Origin of the sequence: Saccharopolyspora antibiotica (assembly GCF_047200635.1) — a bacterium.
In the GTDB taxonomy this organism is placed as follows: domain Bacteria; phylum Actinomycetota; class Actinomycetes; order Mycobacteriales; family Pseudonocardiaceae; genus Saccharopolyspora_C.
Genome location: NZ_JBJZOI010000012.1, coordinates 164,932 through 186,840, shown reverse-complemented (window position 1 = coordinate 186,840; position 21,909 = coordinate 164,932). Strand labels below are relative to the sequence as shown.

17 protein-coding genes and 1 tRNA gene are annotated in these 21,909 nt (G+C 72.9%); 11 read left to right on the top strand and 7 right to left on the bottom strand.

What is annotated here, in order from left to right:
* Positions 1-43 precede the first annotated feature (43 nt).
* Together ACL03H_RS12495 and ACL03H_RS12490 are read right to left on the bottom strand one after the other, a co-directional pair.
* Positions 44-670, bottom strand: coding sequence for a 50S ribosomal protein L25/general stress protein Ctc (locus tag ACL03H_RS12495; RefSeq protein ID WP_412811339.1), 627 nt, complete (start codon positions 668-670; stop codon positions 44-46).
* Between the two features lie 265 nt (positions 671-935).
* Entirely contained in the window at positions 936-1,304 is a 369-nt protein-coding gene (locus ACL03H_RS12490; protein WP_412811338.1) for a winged helix-turn-helix transcriptional regulator, read from the bottom strand.
* A gap of 75 nt (positions 1,305-1,379) precedes the next feature.
* Between ACL03H_RS12490 and ACL03H_RS12485 the strand changes: the two genes are divergently transcribed.
* From ACL03H_RS12485 to ACL03H_RS12475, 3 genes are all read left to right on the top strand, one after another.
* Complete coding sequence (locus ACL03H_RS12485) at positions 1,380-2,027, top strand: NAD(P)-dependent oxidoreductase (protein WP_412811337.1); 648 nt, start codon at positions 1,380-1,382, stop codon at positions 2,025-2,027.
* Positions 2,028-2,193: 166 nt separating this feature from the next.
* Entirely contained in the window at positions 2,194-3,498 is a 1,305-nt protein-coding gene (locus tag ACL03H_RS12480) for an Nramp family divalent metal transporter (RefSeq protein ID WP_412811336.1), read from the top strand.
* A gap of 76 nt (positions 3,499-3,574) precedes the next feature.
* The gene (locus tag ACL03H_RS12475) at positions 3,575-4,189 is read left to right on the top strand and encodes a malonic semialdehyde reductase (protein ID WP_412811335.1); all 615 of its coding nucleotides are present in this window, start codon (positions 3,575-3,577) and stop codon (positions 4,187-4,189) included.
* A 63-nt stretch (positions 4,190-4,252) separates the two neighbouring features.
* Here the strand turns inward: ACL03H_RS12475 and ACL03H_RS12470 are convergent, their stop codons facing one another.
* From ACL03H_RS12470 to ACL03H_RS12455, 4 genes are all read right to left on the bottom strand, one after another.
* Positions 4,253-5,224: a ribose-phosphate diphosphokinase gene (locus tag ACL03H_RS12470; protein ID WP_412811334.1), complete on the bottom strand. Its 972-nt coding sequence runs from the start codon at positions 5,222-5,224 to the stop codon at positions 4,253-4,255.
* Between the two features lie 37 nt (positions 5,225-5,261).
* Positions 5,262-6,803 (bottom strand): bifunctional UDP-N-acetylglucosamine diphosphorylase/glucosamine-1-phosphate N-acetyltransferase GlmU, encoded by a 1,542-nt coding sequence (gene glmU / locus ACL03H_RS12465; RefSeq protein ID WP_412811333.1) that lies wholly within the window; start codon positions 6,801-6,803, stop codon positions 5,262-5,264.
* Positions 6,804-7,321: 518 nt separating this feature from the next.
* Positions 7,322-9,028, bottom strand: a complete 1,707-nt coding sequence (locus ACL03H_RS12460) for a GGDEF domain-containing protein (RefSeq protein WP_412811332.1) — start codon at positions 9,026-9,028, stop codon at positions 7,322-7,324.
* 155 nt (positions 9,029-9,183) lie between these two features.
* Positions 9,184-9,254: transfer RNA gene (locus ACL03H_RS12455), tRNA-Gln, on the bottom strand.
* A gap of 312 nt (positions 9,255-9,566) precedes the next feature.
* On the opposite strand from ACL03H_RS12455, the gene ACL03H_RS12450 reads away from it, so the two are divergent.
* The 8 genes from ACL03H_RS12450 (at position 9,567) to ACL03H_RS12415 (ending at position 21,321) form a co-directional block, all read left to right on the top strand.
* On the top strand, positions 9,567-10,532 hold the full coding sequence (locus ACL03H_RS12450; protein WP_412811331.1) for an acyl-CoA desaturase: 966 nt from the start codon (positions 9,567-9,569) through the stop codon (positions 10,530-10,532).
* A 276-nt stretch (positions 10,533-10,808) separates the two neighbouring features.
* Complete coding sequence (locus ACL03H_RS12445) at positions 10,809-11,405, top strand: TetR family transcriptional regulator (RefSeq protein WP_412811359.1); 597 nt, start codon at positions 10,809-10,811, stop codon at positions 11,403-11,405.
* A 311-nt stretch (positions 11,406-11,716) separates the two neighbouring features.
* Positions 11,717-15,337 carry a transcription-repair coupling factor gene (mfd, locus tag ACL03H_RS12440; RefSeq protein ID WP_412811330.1) on the top strand — a complete coding sequence of 1,207 codons (3,621 nt, stop codon included), beginning with the start codon at positions 11,717-11,719 and terminating at the stop codon, positions 15,335-15,337.
* Positions 15,338-15,759: 422 nt separating this feature from the next.
* Positions 15,760-17,205 (top strand): LCP family protein, encoded by a 1,446-nt coding sequence (locus ACL03H_RS12435; RefSeq protein WP_412811329.1) that lies wholly within the window; start codon positions 15,760-15,762, stop codon positions 17,203-17,205.
* Positions 17,206-17,254: 49 nt separating this feature from the next.
* Positions 17,255-18,190: a SurA N-terminal domain-containing protein gene (locus ACL03H_RS12430; protein WP_412811328.1), complete on the top strand. Its 936-nt coding sequence runs from the start codon at positions 17,255-17,257 to the stop codon at positions 18,188-18,190.
* Positions 18,191-18,351: 161 nt separating this feature from the next.
* Positions 18,352-19,377: a nucleoside triphosphate pyrophosphohydrolase gene (locus ACL03H_RS12425; RefSeq protein ID WP_412811327.1), complete on the top strand. Its 1,026-nt coding sequence runs from the start codon at positions 18,352-18,354 to the stop codon at positions 19,375-19,377.
* A 157-nt stretch (positions 19,378-19,534) separates the two neighbouring features.
* Entirely contained in the window at positions 19,535-20,347 is an 813-nt protein-coding gene (locus ACL03H_RS12420) for a lytic transglycosylase domain-containing protein (RefSeq protein ID WP_412811326.1), read from the top strand.
* 158 nt (positions 20,348-20,505) lie between these two features.
* Positions 20,506-21,321, top strand: a complete 816-nt coding sequence (locus tag ACL03H_RS12415; RefSeq protein ID WP_412811325.1) for a lytic transglycosylase domain-containing protein — start codon at positions 20,506-20,508, stop codon at positions 21,319-21,321.
* Positions 21,322-21,399: 78 nt separating this feature from the next.
* Here ACL03H_RS12415 and ACL03H_RS12410 read toward each other — a convergent pair whose 3' ends face one another.
* Positions 21,400-21,777: a tetratricopeptide repeat protein gene (locus ACL03H_RS12410; protein WP_412811324.1), complete on the bottom strand. Its 378-nt coding sequence runs from the start codon at positions 21,775-21,777 to the stop codon at positions 21,400-21,402.
* Between the last annotated feature and the right edge of the window lie 132 nt (positions 21,778-21,909).

Here is a 21,909-nt window from a genome sequence, read left to right as displayed (position 1 = left end):
ACGCGGCGCACCGCGCCCCGGTCACCTGCCCGACGTCGTGGGCTCAGGCCTCGGAGCCCTCTTCGGGCTCGTCCTCGACGACGCCCGCGCCCTCGGTGTCGATCTCCGACTCCATGTCGGCGGCGGAGGGCGCCTCGCTGATCGCGGCGATCAGGGACTCGCCCTCCGTGGTGAGGGTGACGCCGCGGGGCAGCTTCACGTCGGAGGCGTGGATCCGGGTGCCGTCCTCAGCGCCCTCGACCGAGACCTCGAACTGCTCCGGGATGTGCAGCGCCTCGGCCTCGACCTCGAGGTCGTTGAGGTCCTGGGTGACCAGGGTGCCCGGGGCGGCGTCGCCGACCAGGACGATCGGCACGTTCACGGTGACCTTCTCGCCGCGCTTGACCAGCAGCAGGTCCACGTGCTCGATGTAGTTCTTGATCGGGTGCGCGGTGATGGTCTTGGTCAGCGCGAGCTCGTCGGCGGAGCCGGCGACCTCGAGGGTCAGCACCGCGTTCTGGCCGTTGGAGCGGACCGCGCGGGCGAACTCGATCGCGGGCAGCGACAGGTGCTTGGGGTCGGAGCCGTGGCCGTACAGCACCGCGGGGATCTTGCCTGCGCGGCGGGTGCGACGGGCGGCGCCCTTGCCGAACTCGGTGCGCGGTTCGACGGAAATACGTACCTCGGACACGGTGGTGCACTCCTCGTGACGTCGGGCGGAACGGTAACTGGTCGGCGGCCTGCGGCGGCGGGTGAACCACTGGGCGTGGGCGGCGCGTACCGGACGGGGCGGCACCTGGTGCGGACGGCACCGGTGCGTCCTTCGCGTCCACGAGGGCGAACACCGCGCCGCCGCGTCGATCACGCCGGGTGGCAGGACCCGGCCTCGCCGAGGCAACCCGAACAGTTTAGAGCCCGCGTGCGGCGGGGGTGCCGCCCGGGTGGGGCAGCGGTGGTCAGCGCTCCTCGTCGTAGCGCTCGCGGGCCGCGAGGATCTCGCTCACGTGCGCCTCGGCCCAGCCGGTGATGGCCCGGATCGGCTCGCGCAGCGACTGCCCCAGCTCGGTGAGCTCGTACTCCACCCGCGGTGGAACCTCGGCGTGCGCGGTCCGGTTGAGCAGGCCGTCGCGCTCCATCGCGCGCAGGGTCTGGGTGAGCACCTTCGGCGCCACGCCGCCGATCGCGGAGCGCAGCCGCGTGAAGCGCAGCGGGCCGTCGGCCAGGTTCAGCACGACCAGCGACGTCCACCGGTCGCCGACGCGGTCGAGCACCACGCGGGTGGGGCAGGCGGGATCGTGCACGTTCGGGACCAGTTCGGTAACCATGAGGTACCTATAGCACGGTGAAGTCACTGGTAACCAGTGGTTACCGTCGCGGAAGTCATCGATCGAGGAGGAACCATGCGGATCGTTCTGTTCGGCGCCACCGGCTACGCGGGTGGCCGCATCCTGTCCGAGGCGCTCGCGCGGGGGCACGAGGTCGTCGGAGTGGCCCGCGACGTGAGCCGGCTCGCGCCGCACCCGCGGCTCACCGCCCGGGCCGGTTCGCTGCACGACCCGGACCTCCTCCGGGAGGTCACCCGGGACGCGGACGCGGTGGTGATCGCGACCCCGGGGCGGCCGCTGGAGGGCGGCGAGAAGCTCCTCGACGCGGTGCCCGGCCTGCTGGCGGCGGCGCGCGCCGACGGCTTCCGGCTCGGCGTGGTGGGCGGCGCTGCGAGCCTGCTGGTCGCCGAGGGCGGTCCCCGGCTGCTGGACACCCCCGGGTTCCCGGCTGAGTTCGCGGTGGAGGCGACCGCGCACGCGAAGGTGCTCGACGCCCTGCGCGCGGCGCCGGAGGAGGTGGACTGGTTCTACCTGAGCCCGCCCGCGGAGTTCGGCGCCCACGTGCCGGGGGAGCGGACCGGGCGCTACCGGGCCGGGGGCGACGTGCTGCTGTCCGATGCGGACGGCCGCTCCACGATCGGCGGCGACGACTACGCGCTCGCCTTCGTCGACGAGCTGGAGGCGCGGCGGCACCACCGCGCCCGATTCACCGTCGCGTACTGATCGTCCCCGGGGCGGGGGTCGTCCATCGCGGTGATCGGCGGCGGCCGTTCGGCGCAGCGTGATCACTCGCCGGGGGAGTGCACGGCGGAGGCGTGGTCGCCATCCACCGTCACGGTTTGGTCGCTAGCGGATGACCGCCGCCGGACGCGCGGCTAGTTTGACCCGCATGTCAGCTGACACGAGCTCCGGACCCAGCGCCGAGAACGCCCCCGCGGAGGCCGAACCGGTGACCGGCTGGGCCCGGTTCAAGCAGATCGGGCCCGGCATCATGGCCGCCGCCACCGGTGTCGGCGCCGGCGACCTGGTCGCCACGATGGTGGCCGGTGCTCGCTACGGCTACGCGCTGTTCTGGGCCGTCGTGCTGGGCGCGGTGTTCAAGCTGGCGCTGGGCGAGGCGGTGGGCCGCTGGCACCTCGGCGGTGAGCGGACGATGCTCTCCGGCTGGCGCTCGCTGGGGCGGTGGGCCACCACCTACTTCGGCGCCTACATCGTGGTCTGGGGGTTCGTCTACGGCGCCACCGCGATGTCCGCCTCGGCGCTGCCGCTGAACGCGCTGTTCCCGGTGCTGCCGGTGGGCGGCTGGGCCGCGCTGTGCGGGCTGCTCGGGCTGGCCCTGGTCTGGTTCGGCCGGTACGCCGTGCTGGAGAAGATCATGACCGTGCTCGTCGGGGTCATGTTCGTGACCGTGGTCGGCACGGCGCTGCTCGTCGGCCCGAACCTGGTGGAACTGGGCAAGGGCGCGGTGCCGACGATGCCGGACGGCTCGGTCGCCTACGTGCTCGGGCTGATGGGCGGGGTCGGCGGCACGATCACGATGGCCGCCTACGGGTACTGGACCTTCGCGAAGGGCTGGCGGAGCCCGAAGTGGCTGCCGATCATGCGGATGGACAACGCGGTCGGCTACGTCACCACCGGGATCTTCGTGGTGGCGATGCTGGTGGTGGGCGCCGAGATCCTGCTCGGACAGGACCTCACCGCGGGCGACAAGGGGCTGCTCAACCTCGGCGAGGTGCTCGCCGCGGACTACGGCCAGTGGGCGCGGATCCCGTTCCTGGTGGGCTTCTTCGCCGTCGCGTTCAGCTCGGTGATCGGCGTGTGGAACGGCGTGAGCCTGCTGTTCGCGGACTGGTGGCGCACCTGGCGGCTGCCGAAGGACGTGCCGGTGGAGAGCGCCGCGGACTACGACCACCACGCCGGGATGCACAGCACGGCGTACCGGGTCTACCTGCTGTGGCTGACCTTCCCGCCGATGGTGCTGCTGCTGTTCAGCAAGCCGTTCCAGCTGACCTTGGTCTACGGGGTGCTGGGCGCGCTGTTCATGCCGTTCCTGGCGGGGACGCTGCTGGTGCTGCTGAACTCGCGGGCGATGCCCGCCGCGCACCGCTCCCGGTGGCTGTCGAACACCCTGCTCGGCCTGTGCCTGCTGCTGTTCGTCGGCGTCGCCGTGAACGAGCTCGTCGGCCTGCTCTGATGTGGGCTTCGCCGCCTTCCGGAATGCTGGAAGGTTCAACCACGTTGCCCGGTTGACACCGAGCGAGGAAGTGATCATGACTTCGACCGAAGCCGCCACCGGCCTGCAGCTGTCCGAGGACGCCCAGGACCTGCTGTTCCGCGACGCGCGCACCGCCAACACCTTCAGCTCCGAGGAGGTCACCGAGGAGCAGCTGCGCGCGATCTACGACCTGGTCAAGTGGGGCCCGACCTCGATGAACCAGCAGCCGCTGCGGATCGTGCTCGCGCGCTCGGATGAGGGCAAGCAGCGCCTGCTGCCGCACCTGATGGAGGGCAACCGGGCCAAGACGGCGAGCGCGCCGCTGGTGGCCGTGCTAGCCGCCGACACCGAGTTCCACGAGAACCTGCCGCGGATGTTCCCGCACGCGCCGAACGCCAAGGACATGTGGGCGGGCGACGACGCCTTCCGCGCCGAGAACGCCAAGCTCAACGCCACGCTCCAGGTCGCGTACTTCATCCTCGGGGTGCGCGCCGCCGGGCTCGCCGCCGGGCCGATGACCGGGTTCGACGCCGCCGGGATCAACGACGAGTTCTTCCCGGACGGGACCAAGAAGGTCCTCGTCGTGGTCAACATCGGCAAGCCGGGCGCGGAGCCCTGGTTCGACCGGCTGCCCCGCCACGAGTACGAGGAGATCGTCACGACGATCTGATCGTCGCCGGAAACGCCGAGAAGGCCCGGTCCCGAGGGGGACCGGGCCTTCTCGCGCGCGGGATCAGGCGTGGCCGTCGAACAGGCTCGTGACCGAGCCGTCCTCGAACACCTGGTGGATGGCCTCCGCGACCAGCGGGGCGATCGAGAGCACCCGCAGGGTGTCGAACCGCAGCTCGTCCGGGATCGGCAGCGTGTTGGTCAGCACGACCTCCTTGGCGCCGCAGGAGGACAGCCGCTCCACCGCCGGACCGGACAGCACGCCGTGGGTCGCCGCGATGATGACGTCCTTCGCGCCGGACGCCAGCAGCTGCTCGGTGGCCTTGGTGATCGTGCCGCCGGTGTCGATCATGTCGTCGACCAGCACGCAGAGCCGTCCCTCGACGTCACCGACGACGCGGTTGGCGACCACCTGGTTCGGCTTCGTGGGGTCCCGGGTCTTGTGGATGAACGCCAGCGGGGTCCCGCCGAGGTTGTCCGCCCACTTCTCCGCGACCCGCACCCGGCCGGAGTCCGGGGAGACCACGGTGATCTGCTCGTCGGTGTAGGTCTGCCGGATGTAGTCGGACAGCACCGTCTGCGCGAGCAGGTGGTCCACCGGGCCGTCGAAGAAGCCCTGGATCTGATCGGTGTGCAGGTCCACCGTCATGATCCGGTCCGCACCGGCGGTCTTGAACAGGTCCGCCATCAGCCGCGCCGAGATCGGCTCGCGGCCCTTGTGCTTCTTGTCCTGCCGGGCGTAGCCGTAGAACGGCATCACCACGGTGATCCGCTTGGCGCTGGCCCGCTTCAGCGCGTCCACCATGATCAGCTGTTCCATGATGGCGTCGTTGAGCGGCGCGCAGTGGGACTGGATCACGAAGGCGTCGCAGCCGCGGGCCGACTCGTCGTAGCGGACGAAGATCTCGCCGTTCGCGAACTTGTAGGCCGACTGGGGCGTGATCGTCACGTCGAGTTGCTTGGCCACCTCCTCGGCAAGTTCCGGGTGGCTGCTCCCGGAGAAGAGCTTGAGGCTCTTCTTCGGGGTCGCAGACATGGCACTCACGGTCATCGTCCCTCCCCGTTGACCCCCGTCATCGGGTGTCACTCATCGGATTGGTGGTCAGGTCAGATCCCGACCGCTCCTGAGCCTGCTGAGCGGCCTGGTCGGCGGCGGTGTCCGGGCGGCGCCGGGCCACCCAGCCTTCGATGTTGCGCTGCCGTCCCCGGGCGACCGCCATGGCGCCCGGGGGGACGTCTTGGGTGATGACCGAACCGGCGGCGGTGTAGGCGCCGTCCCCGACCCGCACGGGCGCGACGAACATGTTGTCCGCCCCCGTCCGCGCGTGGGAACCGATCACGGTGCGGTGCTTGGCGACCCCGTCGTAGTTCACGAACACGGTCGCCGCGCCGATGTTGCTCCCCTCGCCGATCTCGGCGTCCCCGACGTAGGTCAGGTGCGGGATCTTGCTGCCCTCGCCGATCCGGGAGTTCTTGACCTCGACGAAGGTGCCGACCTTGCCGCGCTCGCCGAGCTCCGCGCCGGGGCGCAGGTAGGCGAACGGGCCGACGGAGGCGCCCGGCCCCACCTCGGCGCCCTCGCCGTGGCTGCGCACCACGGAGGCGCCCGGGTGCACGGTGCAGCCGGTGAGCGTGGTGTCCGGGCCGATCAGCGCACCCGCGCCGACGGTGGTGCCGCCGCGCAGCTGCACACCCGGCTCCAGGGTCACGTCGCGGTCCAGGATCACGTCGCGGTCCAGCCACACCGAGGCCGGATCGGTGACGGTGACGCCCGCGCGCATCCAGTCCAGCACCAGCCTGCGGTTGAGCTCCGCGCCGAGCCGGGCCAGCTGCACCCGGTCGTTGACGCCCTCGACCAGCCAGGTGTCCGCGCAGACCAGCGCGCCGACGGCGTGCCCCTCAGCGCGGGCGATGGCGAGCACGTCGGTGAGGTAGAGCTCGCCCTGGGCGTTGTCGGTGGACAGCCGCTCCAGCGCGTCGGAGAGCACTGCCGCGTCGAAGGCGTAGACCCCGGAGTTGATCTCCTGGATCTCGGCCTGCGCGCCGGTGGCGTCCTTCTGCTCGACGATGCCGGTGACCTGGCCGGCCTCGTCGCGCACCAGCCGGCCGTAGCCGGTGGGATCCTCGACGACCGCGGAGAGCACGGTCACCGCGTTGCCCCGCTCCCGGTGCTCGTCGAGCAGGCCGGTGAGGGTGGCGGTGTCCAGCAGCGGAACGTCGCCGTAGCTGACCAGCACGGTGCCCCGGCGCGGGTCCGCCAGCGCGCCCAGCCCGCAGGACACCGCGTGTCCCGTGCCGAGCTGCTGGTCCTGCACGGCGGTGAGCACCGGGCGGCCCAGGTCGGAGGCGACCTCGGCCAGGTGCTCGCCGACGGCGTCGCGGCCGTGGCCGATCACGACGACCAGCTCGTCCGTTCCGGTGCCCGCGGCCGCGCGCACCGCGTGCTCGACCAGCGGCCGGCCGGCGAGGCGGTGCAGCACCTTCGGCGTGGCCGATCGCATCCGGGTTCCCTCGCCCGCGGCGAGCACGACGGTGCTGATCGTCGCGGAGGGATCGGAGGAAGCCGCGCCGGAGGTGCTGCGGGGCGCGGGCCGGGCGTTCTCGCCCTGGGGCATCAACGCACTCCCTTGGGTCTCAAGCGGGTTCGACGCCGACACGCCGGAGTCGCCCTGGTCGGTGCGGTCACGGTGAGCATTCTCGCCGCGAACCGGCTGCTGATGGCGTCCAAGCGGGTGAAGGGTAACCGGGGCGTCGCCCTCCTGCGCCGGTGACCCTCGCCGCTTGTCCGGCGGGAAGTGATGATACCCGCCGGGTCCATCCGAACCCGGGTGCCACGGCCGTTCCGAACTGCGACTTTGCGATCACGCGCAGCTGATCGCGGCGGGTGGTCGTCCTGCCGCGGAGGGCCCGTCCGCGGGAAAACCGCGGTTCCCCGGCTCGGGGATCCGGAAGTCACGGAGAGTGCGCGCGCAAGCATCGGAACGGCCGATCCGGGTGAACCGGCCATTTCGGCCGCCGGGGTCTCGTGTCCGTGTAACGAGCCTCACCGGCACCTGATCGGTGCAGGGACCCGGGTCACCCGGCGGCAACGGGCTTCCGTCGCCGCGCCCGGCGCGCGAGCCGGGCGGCCGGATCAGTGCGGCTGCGGGGGAATCCAGGTCTCCTGGTCCTCGGCGGCCTCGTCGGAGTCCGTCGAGAAGGTCGCGACCTGGTTCCCGCCGTCCCGCTTGGCCTGGTACATCGCCGCGTCCGCGCGGGCCTGCACCTGGGCCCCCGACTCGTGCGGGCGCCGGGCGACCACGCCGATCGACAGCGTCACCCCGCGCGAGAGCGCCTTCGGCAGCCGCGCGATCGCCTCCACCGTGCGCCGCAGGGCCGATTCCGCCGCGCTCAGCGCCACGCCCGGCAGCAGCACCACGAACTCGTCCCCGCCGTAGCGGGCCACGAAGTCGTCCACCCGCAGCGTGTCCCGCAGCGTGCTCGCCACCACCCGCAGCACGTCGTCGCCCTCCGCGTGCGAGCACCGGTCGTTGACCTCCTTGAACCCGTCGAGATCCACCAGCGCCACCGCCAGCGGTTGCGCCTCGGGGGAGTCCAGCAGCGAGTCGAGCCGCTCGTCGAGCGCGCGCCGGTTGGACAGGCCGGTCAGCGGGTCCTGCAACGCCTGCTGGGTGATCGCGTCGTGCCGCAGGTTCAGCCGGGAGTTCTCCAACCGGGTGCTCAGCGTCAGGTAGCGCCCCTCGCGCATCGCCCACAGCTCGTTCTCCAGGTCCAGCACGTAGTCGTGCACAGCGTCGCTGGTGCGGTGGTCGCGGTCGAACTCGGCGAGCTGCGCGTACTCGCGGGCCAGCGAGAGCCGCAGCGTCGGGTCGGCGGACTCGGCGGTGACCTTGGAACGGGTCTCGGCGAGCATCCGCACCGCCTCCGCTCGTCTGCCCGCCTGGATCAGGCAGCGGGACAGCGCGATGGTCACGATGATCTTCTCGCGCGGGTGGATGGCGCGGTCCAGCGAGCGCAGCCGCTGCAACCGCTCGATCTGCTCCGGGGCCGGGCGGGCCAGCGCGTGCGCGGCGCCGAGCACCGGGATCTGGTCGGCGGCCGACCGGTCGGCCAACCGGGGGAACAGCGACTCCCGCCACGGCACCTCGACCCCGAGGGCGAGGCCGGAGGCCGTGTTGAACCGCTCACCCGCGGCGGCCTCCTGCCCGATGCGCTCCAGTCGCAGGCCCCAGCCGAGGAACATCCGGCAGCGGTTCATCATGTGCAGCGCGATCTCGTGCGGACCGCCGCTCTCCCGGATCCGGTGCAGGGCGCGGGCCATCACCTCGTCGGCGGTCTCGTAGATGCCGAGCTGGGTCAGCACGGAGCCGAGGTCGATCAGCGCGGTCGCCAGCAGCCGGTCCCAGGAGCGCCTGCCCAGCGCGGTGTCCGGGACGGGCTCGTCCTCCAGCATCGCCAGCCCGCTGGCGACCTCGGTGATCGCGTTGTCCTCGCTGCCGGTGAGCAGGGCCCGCCTGCCCCGCAGCGCGTAGGCGTCGGCTTCCAGCACGGTCAGCCCGTGCCTGCGGCTGTGGGTGAGGAGTTCGTCGAGCAGCGGCTCCGCGCCGTGCGCGAGCCCGGAGGTGGACAGCCGCATCGCGGCGCAGTGCCGCAGCATCTGGGCGACGACGCGGGGTTCGCCCCGGCGCTGGGCCTCGGCGAGCAGGCCGTCCGCCTCGCGGATGGTGCTGCGCTGACCGAGGGCGTCGCCGTTCTGGCCGACGGCGTTGAGCTCGCGAGCACGACCGACCAACCACGCGTCGCTGACCTCGCTCAGCGCGGTTGCGGCGTCGTCGCGCACGTCCGTCGTGTCCTCGCGCAGCGGCGCACACCCCCTGCTGGCATCCACACCCGGCCGGGGCCGGGGAGGTCGGCGATCGACCACGGTTCGACGTCGGCATCGCTCGCCGGGCGGTCAGGAACACCTCCGCCCGGACCCGGTCCCGGGGACCGGTGCTCCGCCGCCAGGACTCGAACCTGGACCATCAGAACCAAAATCTGAGGTGCTGCCTTTACACCACGGCGGATCGGGCGATGTCGATCGCGGACCCGGCGCCTGAGCTTACCGGCCCGCCCCTCGGCCGCGTCCGTCCAGTCGACATCGTGGCACGGCCGTCCAGGGTGATCACTCGCACGGGTGCACGAACGATCGCACGCGCTCGATGAGACACGCCCGGACGACGACGACACGCCGCTTTTCCGTCGCCAGGGGGTGACGATTGCGCATCCACCAACTTACGCTGGCGTAGGTTACGGTCCCGTAGGATCTGCGGGGCCGACGCCGAACCTTCCGGCGCTGCCGCCCCTTTCCACCACCCGACCCTGTTGAGGTAGTGAGCATGACCGCAGCAACCGACGTTGCTACCGAGGAAACCGGTACTGATACCGGGCCGAAGCCGCTGACGGCGGGCGACCGCCCCCGGCTGGCCCAGTTCTTCGTCTACGTGTTCGTCCTGGTCCCGTGCGTCGCACTGGTCGCAGCCGTCCCGTTCGCCTGGGGGTGGGGCCTGGGCTGGGTGGACGTCGGGCTGGCGGCCTTCTTCTACGTGTTCAGCGGGCTCGGCGTGACCGTCGGCTTCCACCGGCTGTTCACGCACGGCTCCTTCAAGTCGAACTGGCCGGTCCGCGCGACCCTGGCCATCGCCGGGATGACCTCGCTGCAGGGACCGGTGATCACCTGGGTCGCCGACCACCGCAGGCACCACGCCTACTCGGACCGCGACGGCGACCCGCACTCGCCGTGGCGCTTCGGCAGCACCCCGGGCGCGCTGGCCAAGGGCTTCTGGCACGCCCACATGGGTTGGCTGTTCGACCGCGACATGACCAACGAGGACCGCTTCGCCCCGGACCTGCACAAGGAAACGCGGCTGGTCAAGCTGAACAACCTGTTCGTGCTGTGGACCGCGCTGAGCCTGCTGCTGCCCGCGGTGCTCGGCGGGCTGCTGACCTGGTCCTGGTGGGGCGCGCTGACCGGCTTCTTCTGGGCCGGCCTGGTGCGCGTCTCGCTGCTGCACCACATCACGTGGTCGGTGAACTCGATCTGCCACATGATCGGCGAGCGCCCGTACAAGAGCCGGGACAAGGCCTCGAACTTCTGGCCGCTGGCGATCGTGTCCTTCGGTGAGTCCTGGCACAACTCGCACCACGCCGACCCGACCTGCGCCCGGCACGGGGTGCGGCGCGGGCAGCTGGACATCTCCGCGCGGGTCATCTGGATCTTCGAGAAGCTCGGCTGGGCCTGGAAGGTCCGCTGGCCGAACGAGAAGCGCCTGGCCCGCATCGCGGTCACCGACTACAAGGGCTGATCGTCGCCCGGGCGCAGGCCCGGGTTCCGGTGGGGGAAGGTCCGCGGGCACGGCCCCGGTCGGCGCGCTCCGGCGCGCGGGTCGGGGCCGTGCGCTGCCCGGGCGGGGTTGTCGCGATCCGGCCGGTGCGTCCTCCACGAACCGCGGCTAGCCCCGGAGAGGCCCGCGTCGCGGGCAGAAGGCATGGATAAGGTGGCTGACGTGGCGGCACGGCGCAGGCGCGATTCCCCGGACTCGGAGACGAGGCGCCGGTCGGCGCGCACGACCCGGGTCCGGATGACCGGCGAGGAGCGGCGCCAGCAGCTGCTCGACGTGGCCAGGGCGCTGTTCGCCGAGAAGGGCTTCGAGGCGGCCTCCATCGAGGAGATCGCGCACCGCGCGGGCGTCTCCAAGCCGGTCGTCTACGAGCACTTCGGCGGCAAGGAGGGCATCTACGCGGTCGTCGTGGACCGCGAGATGCGCGCGCTGCTCGACTCGATGGTCTCGGCGCTGTCCGCCGGGCACCCGCGCGCGCTGCTGGAGCAGGCGGCGGGCGCGCTGCTGGAGTACATCGACACCTCGACCGACGGCTTCCGCATCCTGGTCCGGGACTCCCCGGTGGCGAGCACGACGGGCACGTTCTCCTCGCTGCTCAACGACATCGCCAGCCAGGTCGAGCACATCCTCGGGCTCCAGTTCAGCGCCAAGGGCTACGACGCGAAGCTGGCCCCGCTCTACAGCCAGGCGCTCGTGGGCATGGTCGCGCTGGTCGGCCAGTGGTGGCTGGAGGCCCGCAAGCCGAAGAAGGACGAGGTCGCCGCCCACCTCGTCAACATCGCCTGGAACGGCCTCTCCAACCTGGAGCACAAGCCCAAGCTCGGCAGCTGGCGCTGACCTCCCGGTCGCGCCGGTGCGCGCGGAGCCGCCGGGAAGCGGTCCTCTTGCGCCGGCGGCAACCCGGCTCGCCGCCGCCCCGCCGCTGACGGCGAGCCGCGATCCCCGCCGTCGGCCGGGCCGGGCGGACGCGGGGCGGGCGGACGCCGTCGGTGCGGAGTCGTAGGCTGGACGCCGACTCCCGCCATCCGTACCGGTTCGCGGTCCACCAGGGCGAGCAGGCCCGATCGCGCCGCCGCCCGCGGGATCGGCCGGACCGGTGTGCCGGATCCGCGCGTGTTCCCGAAGACTTCTCGGTGCGAGGGATTGTGATGACCCAGGCTGCTGCTGCCCCGGCGACCGATGCGACCCCGGCCGCGTTGCACGGGCTGCTCGACGCCCTGCTGCGGGAGGAGACGTTCGGCGCCGTGGTCGCGGCGGCGGGCCGCCCGCACCTGCTGCTGGAGGGGCCGGTCGCGGCGCGCCCGCTGGCCGCCGCCGCCCTGGCGGCGGGGCCCGGCGCGGCGAGCCCGGTGCTGCTGGTGACCGCCACCGGCCGCGAGGCCGAGGAGACGGCGGCCGCGCTGGAGGGCCTGCTCGGCCCCGACGGCGTGGTGGTGTTCCCGTCCTGGGAGACGCTGCCGCACGAGCGGTTGTCCCCGCGCGCCGACACGGTCGGGCGGCGGCTCGCCGCGCTGCGCAGGCTCGCGCACCCGGAGGAGCACGCGGAGGGCCCGGTCCGGGTCCTGGTGACCACGGTCCGCAGCCTGATCCAGCCGATCGCCCCCGGCCTCGGCGAGCTGCCGCCGGTGCGGCTCGGCCCGGGTGACGAGCACGACTTCGAAGACCTGGTGCAGCGCCTCGCCGGCCTCGCCTACCAGCGCGTGGACATGGTCGAGAAGCGCGGTGAGTTCGCCGTGCGCGGCGGCATCGTCGACGTCTTCCCACCGACCGTCGAGCACCCGCTGCGGGTGGAGTTCTGGGGCGACGAGGTCACCGGGATCCGGCCGTTCTCGGTAGCCGACCAGCGCTCCCTGCCCGAGGCCACCGACACCTCGCTGCACGCCCCGGCCTGCCGCGAGCTGCTGATCACGCCGGAGGTCGCGGAGCGCGCGGCCGAGCTGGCCCGCCAGCACGAGGCCGACGCGCACCTGTCCGAGATGCTCGGCAAGATCGCGGGAGGGGCGGCCGTCGAGGGCATGGAGGCGTTGATCCCGGCGCTGTGCGACGGGGAGATGCGGCTGCTCACCGAGCTCGTGCCCGAGGGCACCCACGTGCTGCTCGCCGACCCGGAGAAGGTGCGGGCGCGGGCCGCCGACCTGGTGCGCACCGGGCAGGAGTTCCTGGAGGCCTCCTGGATGGTCGCCGCCGACGGCGGCAAGGCCCCGATCGACCTGGGGGCCGCCGCCTACCGGGGCCTGGCCGAGGTCGCGGAGCGCACCCGGGAGATCGGGCTGCCGTGGTGGTCGCTGACCCAGCTCAGTAGCGACAGCGAGGACCGCGACGTCGTGCACCTGGGCCTCAAGCAGGTCGAGGCGTACCGGGGCGAGGTCGAGCGCGCGTTCACCGACCTGCGCGCGCACACCGCCTCCGGTGGGGCCGCGGTGCTGGTGGTGCCGGGACAGGGCACGGCGCAGCGCGCGGTGCAGCAGTTCCGGGACGCGGAGCTGCCGGTGCGCCACGCCGCTGACGGGCTCCGCACCGCCCCCGAACCCGGGATGATCACGGTGGTGCGCGGCGGGCTGGAGGACGGATTCGCGGCGCCCGGGGTCGGGCTGGTGGTGCTCACCGAGACCGACCTGACCGGCGGTCGCGGCGGCACCTCCACGAAGGACATGCGCCGGATGCCCTCGCGGCGGCGCAACGCGGTCGATCCGCTGGCGCTCAAGGCGGGGGACTTCGTCGTCCACGAGCAGCACGGCATCGGCAAGTACGTGGAGATGGTGCAGCGCACCGTGGGCGGCGCGACCCGCGAGTACCTGGTGCTGGAGTACGCGTCGAGCAAGCGCGGTCAGCCCGGCGACCGCCTGTTCGTGCCCACCGACCAGCTCGACGAGATCTCCCGCTACGTGGGCGGCGAGTTGCCCGCGCTGAACAAGCTCGGCGGCTCCGACTGGAAGAGCACCAAGGCCAAGGCCCGCAAGGCGGTCAAGGAGATCGCGGCGGAGCTGGTGCAGCTCTACGCCGCCCGACAGTCCGCCCCGGGGCACGCCTTCGGCGCCGACACCCCGTGGCAGCGCGAGCTGGAGGACGCCTTCCCCTACACCGAGACCGGTGACCAGCTCGCCGCGATCGACGAGGCCAAGGCCGACATGCAGCGCCCGGTGCCGATGGACCGGGTGATCTGCGGTGACGTCGGTTACGGCAAGACCGAGATCGCGGTGCGCGCGGCGTTCAAGGCGGTGCAGGACGGCAAGCAGGTCGCGGTGCTGGTGCCCACGACGCTGCTCGCCCAGCAGCACCTGAACACCTTCACCGACCGGATGCGCTCGTTCCCGGTGACGGTCAAGGGCCTGTCCCGGTTCACCGATCCGCAGGAGTCGGAGCAGACGGTGCGCGGGCTCGCCGACGGCTCGGTGGACATCGTCATCGGCACCCACCGGCTGCTGCAGACCGGTGTGCGGTACAAGGACCTCGGCCTGGTCATCGTGGACGAGGAGCAGCGCTTCGGCGTGGAGCACAAGGAGCACATCAAGGCGCTGCGCACCCACGTGGACGTGCTGACGATGTCGGCGACGCCCATCCCGCGGACGCTGGAGATGAGCATGGCGGGCATCCGCGAGATGTCGACCATCCTGACGCCGCCCGAGGAGCGGCACCCGGTGCTGACCTACGTCGGCGCCTACGACCAGAAGCAGGTCGGTGCCGCGATCCGCCGCGAGCTGCTGCGCGACGGCCAGGTGTTCTTCGTGCACAACCGGGTCTCGACGATCGAGAAGGCGGCCCGCTCGTTGCGGGAGCTGGTGCCGGAGGCGCGGATCGTCACCGCGCACGGCCAGATGAACGAGGACCGCCTGGAGAAGATCATCCAGGGTTTCTGGGAGCGCGAGCACGACGTGCTGGTGTGCACCACGATCGTCGAGACCGGGCTGGACATCTCCAACGCCAACACCCTGATCGTGGAGCGCTCCGACATGCTCGGGCTCTCCCAGCTGCACCAGCTGCGCGGCCGCGTCGGCCGGGCCAGGGAGCGCGGCTACGCGTACTTCCTGTACCCGGGCGAGAAGCCGCTCACCGACACCGCGCACGACCGGCTGGCGACGATCGCGCAGAACTCCGAGCTGGGCGCGGGGATGGCCGTGGCGATGAAGGATCTGGAGATCCGGGGCGCGGGCAACATCCTCGGGGCCGAGCAGTCCGGGCACATCGCGGGCGTCGGCTTCGACCTGTACGTGCGGCTGGTCGGCGAGGCCGTGGAGGCGTTCAAGCAGCACGCGGGCGCCGAATCCGGAGACGTGGAGCGGGAACTGGCCGAGGTGCGGGTGGACCTGCCGGTGGACGCGCACATCCCGCACGACTACGTGCCGGGGGAGCGGTTGCGGCTGGAGGCCTACCGCAAGATCGCCGCGGCCGGGGATCAGGCCGCGCTGGACGCGGTGCGCGCCGAGCTGGAGGACCGCTACGGGCCCCCGCCGGAACCGGTGCTGCGCCTGCTGGCGGTCGCCGCGTTCCGCCAGGTGTGCCGCGAGCACGGGGTCACCGAGGTGACCCTGCAGGGGTCCTCGCTGCGGGTGGCGCCGCTGGAGCTGGCCGACTCGCAGCAGATGCGGCTCAAGCGCCTGCACCCGAAGGCGGTCTACAAGCCCACGGTGCGCACGGTCTCGGTCCCGCGGCCGACCGAGGGCGCCGCGGGTGGGCGGATCGGCGCCCCGCCGCTGCGGGACGAGGCGTTGCTGGAGTGGTGCGCCGCGCTGCTCACCTCGCTGGCCGGACGTCCCGTCCCGGCGGGTTGATCCGACCGCCGTCCCCGCGCGGCGGCTGGCGGGCCGGATCCGGCCCGGGCATGATCAGCACTCGTTCAACGGCGGAAACCCGGCGGTGATGCCGGGTTCACCCGCGTCCGGCAGGCTCCCGCGAGCCGCCGTTCGGCGGCCGTTCGCCGCTCCCGGGCAACCGCGGCGCGTGCGAGGCGTCTGGATTGGTGGGTGGTCTCGCCGATCGACGTGCCGCCTGGTTCTGCCGGCAGGGGAGGGGACGAGGCGTGGATCGTGCGAGGGGACCGCAGCGACCGGGATCACCGCGACCTCCGGGGCCGTCCCGCCCCGGTGAATCGACCACCGTCCGGCGCCGCGGCTCGCCGCGGCGATCGCCGCGCCCGAGCGGGCGGCGCCGCGCCGGGAGGATCATCGGGCGCGCCCTGATCGCGCTGCTGTCCGTGGCGGTGCTCGGCGGCAGCGCCTACGCCTGGACCGAGTTGAACGGCTGGAGCGGCGGGCTCGCCAGCAGCGACGTGATCCGCGGCGGGGTCAGCGCTCCCGACGGCGCGGTGGACGTGCTGCTGGTCGGCAACGACGCCCGCACCGACGCGCAGGGCAATCCGCTTCCCGAGGAGGTGCTGCGCGAGCTGCGCACCACCGCGGAGAGCGGCAACCTCACCGACACCATGATCCTGATGCGCATCCCCAACGGCGGGGAGCGGGCGAGCGCGGTGTCCTTCCCGCGCGACACCCGGGTGCGGCTCGGCCACGGCTACGGCGAGCACCTGCTCACCGAGGCGTACAACACCGAGCGGGTCGCGACCCTGCGGCAGCTGGAGCAGGACGGCGTCGCCGATCCGGGCGAGCGCGAGCGGCAGGCCCGCACCGCCGGGCAGAAGTTCCTCGTCGAGACCATCGAGGAGCTCTCCGGGGTCACCGTCGACCACTACGCCGAGGTGAACCTGCTCGGGTTCTACGAGATCACCAAGGCCGTGGACGGCGTCGAGGTGTGCCTGAACGAGCCCGTCGACGACCACGAGTACTCGGGCGCCGTGTTCGACGCAGGTCCGCAGACGATCTCCGGCGGGGACGCGCTGTCCTTCGTGCGCCAGCGGCACGGCCTGCTGCGCGGTGATCTCGACCGCGTGGTGCGCCAGCAGGTCTTCCTGTCCGGGCTCGCCAACAAGATCCTCTCGGCGGGGACGCTGACCGATCCGGTCAAGCTGACCGAGCTGATGGGCGCGCTGCGCAAGTCCGTGACGCTCGACGCGGGCTGGGACGTCGTGGACTTCGCCCAGCGGATGCGCGGCATCGCGGGGGGCGACATCGAGTTCCAGACCATCCCGGTCGAGCTGGTCGGCGAGCCGGGGCGCGAGGAGGTGCACGCCGACGAGACCGAGGTGCGCGAGTTCGTGGCCGATCTGCTGCTGTCCCCGCAGGAGCGCGCCGTGCGGCAGCAGGCCGAGCGGGCGCCCGAGGAGCAGCCCGCCAGCACCTCGGCGGAACCGAGCGGCGACTCGCCCTCCCGGGTCGCGGTGAGCGTCTACAACGCCTCCGGCGTCACCGGCCTCGCGGCGAGCGTGCTCGACGAGCTCGCCGGCGAGGGCTTCCGCACCGGAGCCACCGGCAACGCGAGCAGGTCGAGCTCCTCCTCGGTCCGGGTGGCCGCGGGTGAGGAGGACGCGGGCGCGCAGGTCGCCGATGCGCTCGGCGGGCTGACGGTGCGCACCAGCGGTGCGGTGGAGCCCGGCACCGTCGAGGTCTACCTGGGAACCGGCTACGACGGCCCGGGTATCCGGAACTTCGCCGGCTCGCGGCGGATCCGGCTCGACGGGCCGCATCCGGTGCGGGCGCAGGCCCCCGAGCAGCCGATCACCGCTGGTGGCGTCCCCTGCGTGAACTGACCGCCGCCGAGGGTTCACCCGGAGATGATCTCGTGAGAGGGTGGCGCCCGTGATCTCCGTCATCTCCCGGGTCCGCCCGCTCGCGTTGATCGCGCTCTGCTGCGCCCTGCTCGCCGGGTGCGGAGTCGGGCCCGGCAAGGCCGGGGCCGCCGCCCTCGTCGGGCAGGCGCGCATCCCGGTCAACGAGGTGCAGAGCAGGTACCGCTCCGTGCTGGAGAAGGAGCCGGAGGCCAAGGCGCAGCTGACCGAGCAGGGGCAGCTCGGCGAGCTCGGGCGCCGGATCGCCGGGGACCTGGTGCGCCGCGAGCTGATCGAGCAGGCCGCCCGCGACGAAGACCTGCGGGTCGACGAGCGGCGGGTCGGCCAGGTGATCGACGCCGCCGGTGGCCCGGAGGCCGCCAGCGCCGGGCAGATCTACACCGAGAGCGATCTCGCCGACGTGGTCCGCAGCAGGCTGCTGGCCGCCGAGCTCGGTCGCGGGTACGTCGACCGCCTCGCGATCACCTACGACGTCTCGTCCGCCACCACGCGCGGTGAGGCGGAGGAGAAGGCCCGGCGGATGGCTCGCGGCGACCAGGAGTCGGCCGCCGTCGTCACCGCCGACCAGCAGGCCGGGCTGGGCGCCGCCGCCGACCAGCGGCTGCGCTCGGCGGAAGTGCCGGACCTGGCCGCGGGCACCCCGCTGTTCGGAGCGCTGCCCGGAACCGCGATGGCCTTCCAGCTCCAGCCGCAGTCCGGGCAGTGGACCGTGGTGCGGATCAAGCGCCGGGACGTCGGCGCTCCTCCGCCCGCCCCGAGCTCGGCCGGCGCGGACGAGATGCGCATGCAGGCCTTCGGCGACCAGCTGCTGCGGGTCACCGCGCAGCGGGCCGGGGTCGAGCTCAGCCCCCGCTACGGGGTCTGGGACCAGCTCGCGATGTCGGCGGCTCCGAACCAGGACGAGACGGTCGGCTTCGTCTTCCCGGAGACCGGCTCGCGGTCCTGATCGCGACGCCCCGGTGGTCCGGGGTGGAATTCGTCGAAGATCACCTTTCGGAGTGGTGCGCCGGTGTGTCGGACGGGGCGCGGTGCCCCCGGCGGGCAGGCTCGGCCGGGTGGATCAGGCGTTGCGGCTAGGGGAGGTTCGGTGGTTGCGACAATCGCTCCATGCGTGCGGCAGGAACGGCGGACGAGGTGACCGGCCCGGTGCTCCCGGGCTCGACGATCGTGATCGTGGACGACCGGCTCGGGGACGTGATTCCGGCGGCGGCGGTGCCCGCGCTGCGCCGGGCCGCCGCGGTGCACGCGGCCGAGGGGCTGGCGCCCGCGACGGCCGCGGCCCTCGGTGATCCGGGTGCGCCCCCGGCCGCGGAGCTGGTGGCGCGGGCCGAGCGGGAACCGGTGGTGCTGTTCGCCCCCGACCTGCACTCGGACCAGGCCGCTGCGCTGCGCGCGGCCGGGGCCGAGGTGCTGGGCTCGCGGCCGCCGACGGGCGTGGAACTGCTGGACGCGGTGACCGTGATGGATCGGCTGCGCTCTCCCGGCGGCTGTCCCTGGGACGCGGAGCAGGACCACGACTCGCTGCGCCGCTACCTGGTGGAGGAGACCTACGAGCTGCTCGACGCGATCGAGCAGCGGGACCGGGCCTCGCTGCGCGAGGAGCTCGGGGACGTGCTGCTGCAGGTGCTGTTCCACGCGCGGATCGCGGCGGAGCACGATTCCGAGCCGTTCGACGTCGACGCGGTCGCCGCCGAGCTGGTGGGCAAGCTCGTGACCCGGCACCCGCACGTGTTCACCGAGGCCGAGTCCGTGCGCGACGCCGAGTCCCAGCAGCTGCGCTGGGACGAGCTCAAGCAGCGGGAGAAGCAGCGCGAGTCCGTTGTGGACGGTGTCGCGCTGGGGCAGCCGGCGGCAGCGCTGGCCGCGAAGCTGGTGGACCGGGCCGATCGCGCCGGGGTGCCGCGCGAGCTCCTCGACGTGGCGGGATCGCCCGGCGCGGCCCTGTTCGGCCTCGCCGCCGGGATCAGGCTGGACGGCGGTGATCCGGAGGACGAGCTCCGGGCCGCCTCGCTCGCGTTCGCCGCGCGGGTCCGGGCCGCCGAGGCCGCCGCGCGGGCGGACGGGCTCGACCCGCACCGGCTCGGAGCGGAGCAGTGGGCCGGGTACTGGGGCTCGACCGCCGCCGCGGGCTGACCGCCATCGACGTCCACAGTAGATCCGGGTTCCGCGTTCGAGGCCTCGGACCTGGGAATTCGCGGTCTCCCGGCGCGGAGCTGGACGAAAAGTCCGGATCGCTGACGGGGCGATCGCGGGCACGTGCACACTGGTGACCGGGAGAGGGAGGGCATTCGTGTCGCAGCAGCTGGGCTCGCGCCGATCGTGGCGGCTGGCCGGAGTGGTACCGATGATCGCGCTGCTCGTCTCGTGCGGCACGGCACCGAGCTCCCGCCAGGAGCAGACCGAGCCCAGCGTGCAGGCGATCCCGCCGCCCGCCGTCGCGCCCCCGGACAGCGGTGTCGAACCGCCCCCGTTCCAGGTGCTGCCCGCGGGTGCTCCGCCGCTGTCGATCGCCCAGCGGCCGCAGCTGCAGCTCGCCGCGTGGGCCGAGGACATGTCCGACGAGCTCAACATCCCGCGCGCCGCGCTCCAGGCGTACGGCTACGCGGCCCGCGCGGTGCAGGAGACGCACCCGGGCTGCGGCATCAGCTGGTCCACGCTCGCGGGCATCGGCGCCGTCGAGTCCAGCCACGGTCGTTACGGAGGAGCGCGGCTGGACGAGACGGGGCGGCCGAGCGTGCCCATCATCGGCCTGCCCCTGGACGGCAGCCACGGCGTGAAGCGGATCGAGGACACCGACGACGGCAGGCTGGACGGCGACCCCGTCTTCGACCGGGCGATCGGGCCGCTCCAGTTCATCCCGACCACCTGGGAGGACTGGGCCGTCGACGCGGACGGCGACGGCGTGGCCGACCCGAACGACATCGACGACGCGGCGCTGGCCGCTGCCCGCTACCTGTGCACCGTCGGCGGCGACCTGAACGACCCCGACGGGTTCTGGCTGGCGCTGCTCGACTACAACGAGAGCCGCGACTACGGCCAGGACGTCCTGGACCACGCCGACCACTACGGCCGGACCAGCCGCACCCTCTCGGCTGAGGGGTGATCGCCGCGCGGCGGCCGTCCTCGGGCGCGGTCCGCCGGGAAACCGCGACGGGAGCCCCCGATCCGGTCTCGGGCCCGTCGCCCGGGCCGCGGGGCCGAACGGTGGTCCTTTCCCGTTCGCTCCTAGTTCTCCCGGATACCGGCAAGTAGCCTGATCGCGTGACAGAGCCCCCCGCACCCCGGCTGCGCGGCGTAGCTGCCGCGGTCGGGCGGCTGGCCATCGCGCTGTCCCTCGTCGCCGCGATGGGAGCGGCAGTCGCGCTGGCAGCGATCCTGACCCGACCGGAGGCGGCCCCGGTGGCGGGTCCGCCGCCCGAGCCGATCGTGGAACCGGCGCCCGTGCTGCCCGGCTCCGCCGCCCCGCTGGTCCAAGAGCCCGCGCAGGAGGGCGCGCCCGAGGGCGAGGATCCCGTCCGGGAGTGGGCCGACCAGGTCGCCGCCGCCGTCGACGTCCCGGCGCGGGCTTTGGTCGCCTACGTCAACGCCGATCTGGCGATGCGTCAGCACCGGCCCGACTGCAAGATCTCCTGGGCCACCCTCGCCGGGATCGGCCGCATCGAGTCGAACCACGGCCGCTACGGCGACCGGGTGCTCGGTGAGGACGCCCTCCCCTCGCAGCCGATCATCGGCATCGCGCTGGACGGCGCACCGGGCGTGCGGGCGATCGCCGACACCGACGGCGGGGCGCTGGACGGCGACCCCCTCCACGACCGCGCGGTCGGGCCGATGCAGTTCATCCCGTCCACCTGGCGGAAGTGGGCCACCGACGGGAACGGCGACGGGCTCGGCGACCCGCAGAACCTGGACGACGCGGCGATGGCCGCCGGGCGCTACCTGTGCGCCGGGGGCCGCGACCTCACCACCGGCGGCGGCTGGTGGGGCGCGGTGATGTCGTACAACAACTCCGTCGAGTACGCGCAGAAGGTCTACGCGATCGCCGAGAGCTACTCCGGCGCCGCGAGCCGACGCCGCTGAACGGCCGTCCGGTCCGCTCCGGGGAACCCCCGTCGCGGCCGGGGACCGCTCCGAGCGCTCGACCCCTTCGAGCGGCGATCAGCCCTCGCGGCGGGCCAGCCGGGCGTTGATCTCGCCCAGCGCTTCCTGGTAGGCGGGGTCCGGATTCATCGCGGCGGCCATCTTCACCTGGCTGCGCGCCTCCCGAAGGCGCCCCTGGCGTTGCAGGGCGCGGGCGAGCACCAGCCGCGCGTAGTGATCGGACGGGTCGAGTTCGAGCACCCGCAGGAAGGCGCGCTCGGCCCGCCGGAACTGGGCGGAGAACAGGTAGGCCCGTCCGAGCAGGAGCTGCACGGAGGGCTTGTCCTCGGCGATGTCGAGGACGGGTTGCAGGGCGCGGAGGGCTTCCCAGGGGCGTCGCTGGGCGACCAGGCTCTCCGCCCGGCGGAACGCTTCGACGGTGCCATCGGTGCTCATGACCGCCCAACGGTACGTGCCGGACCCGCTGTTCCTCGAGGGCCGAGCGGATGTTGATGGAGACCGTCCCGGCCCTCCGCGATCACCGCGCGTGGTCACCCGGACGATCTCGGCCCGCGCCGGGGCGTCGGC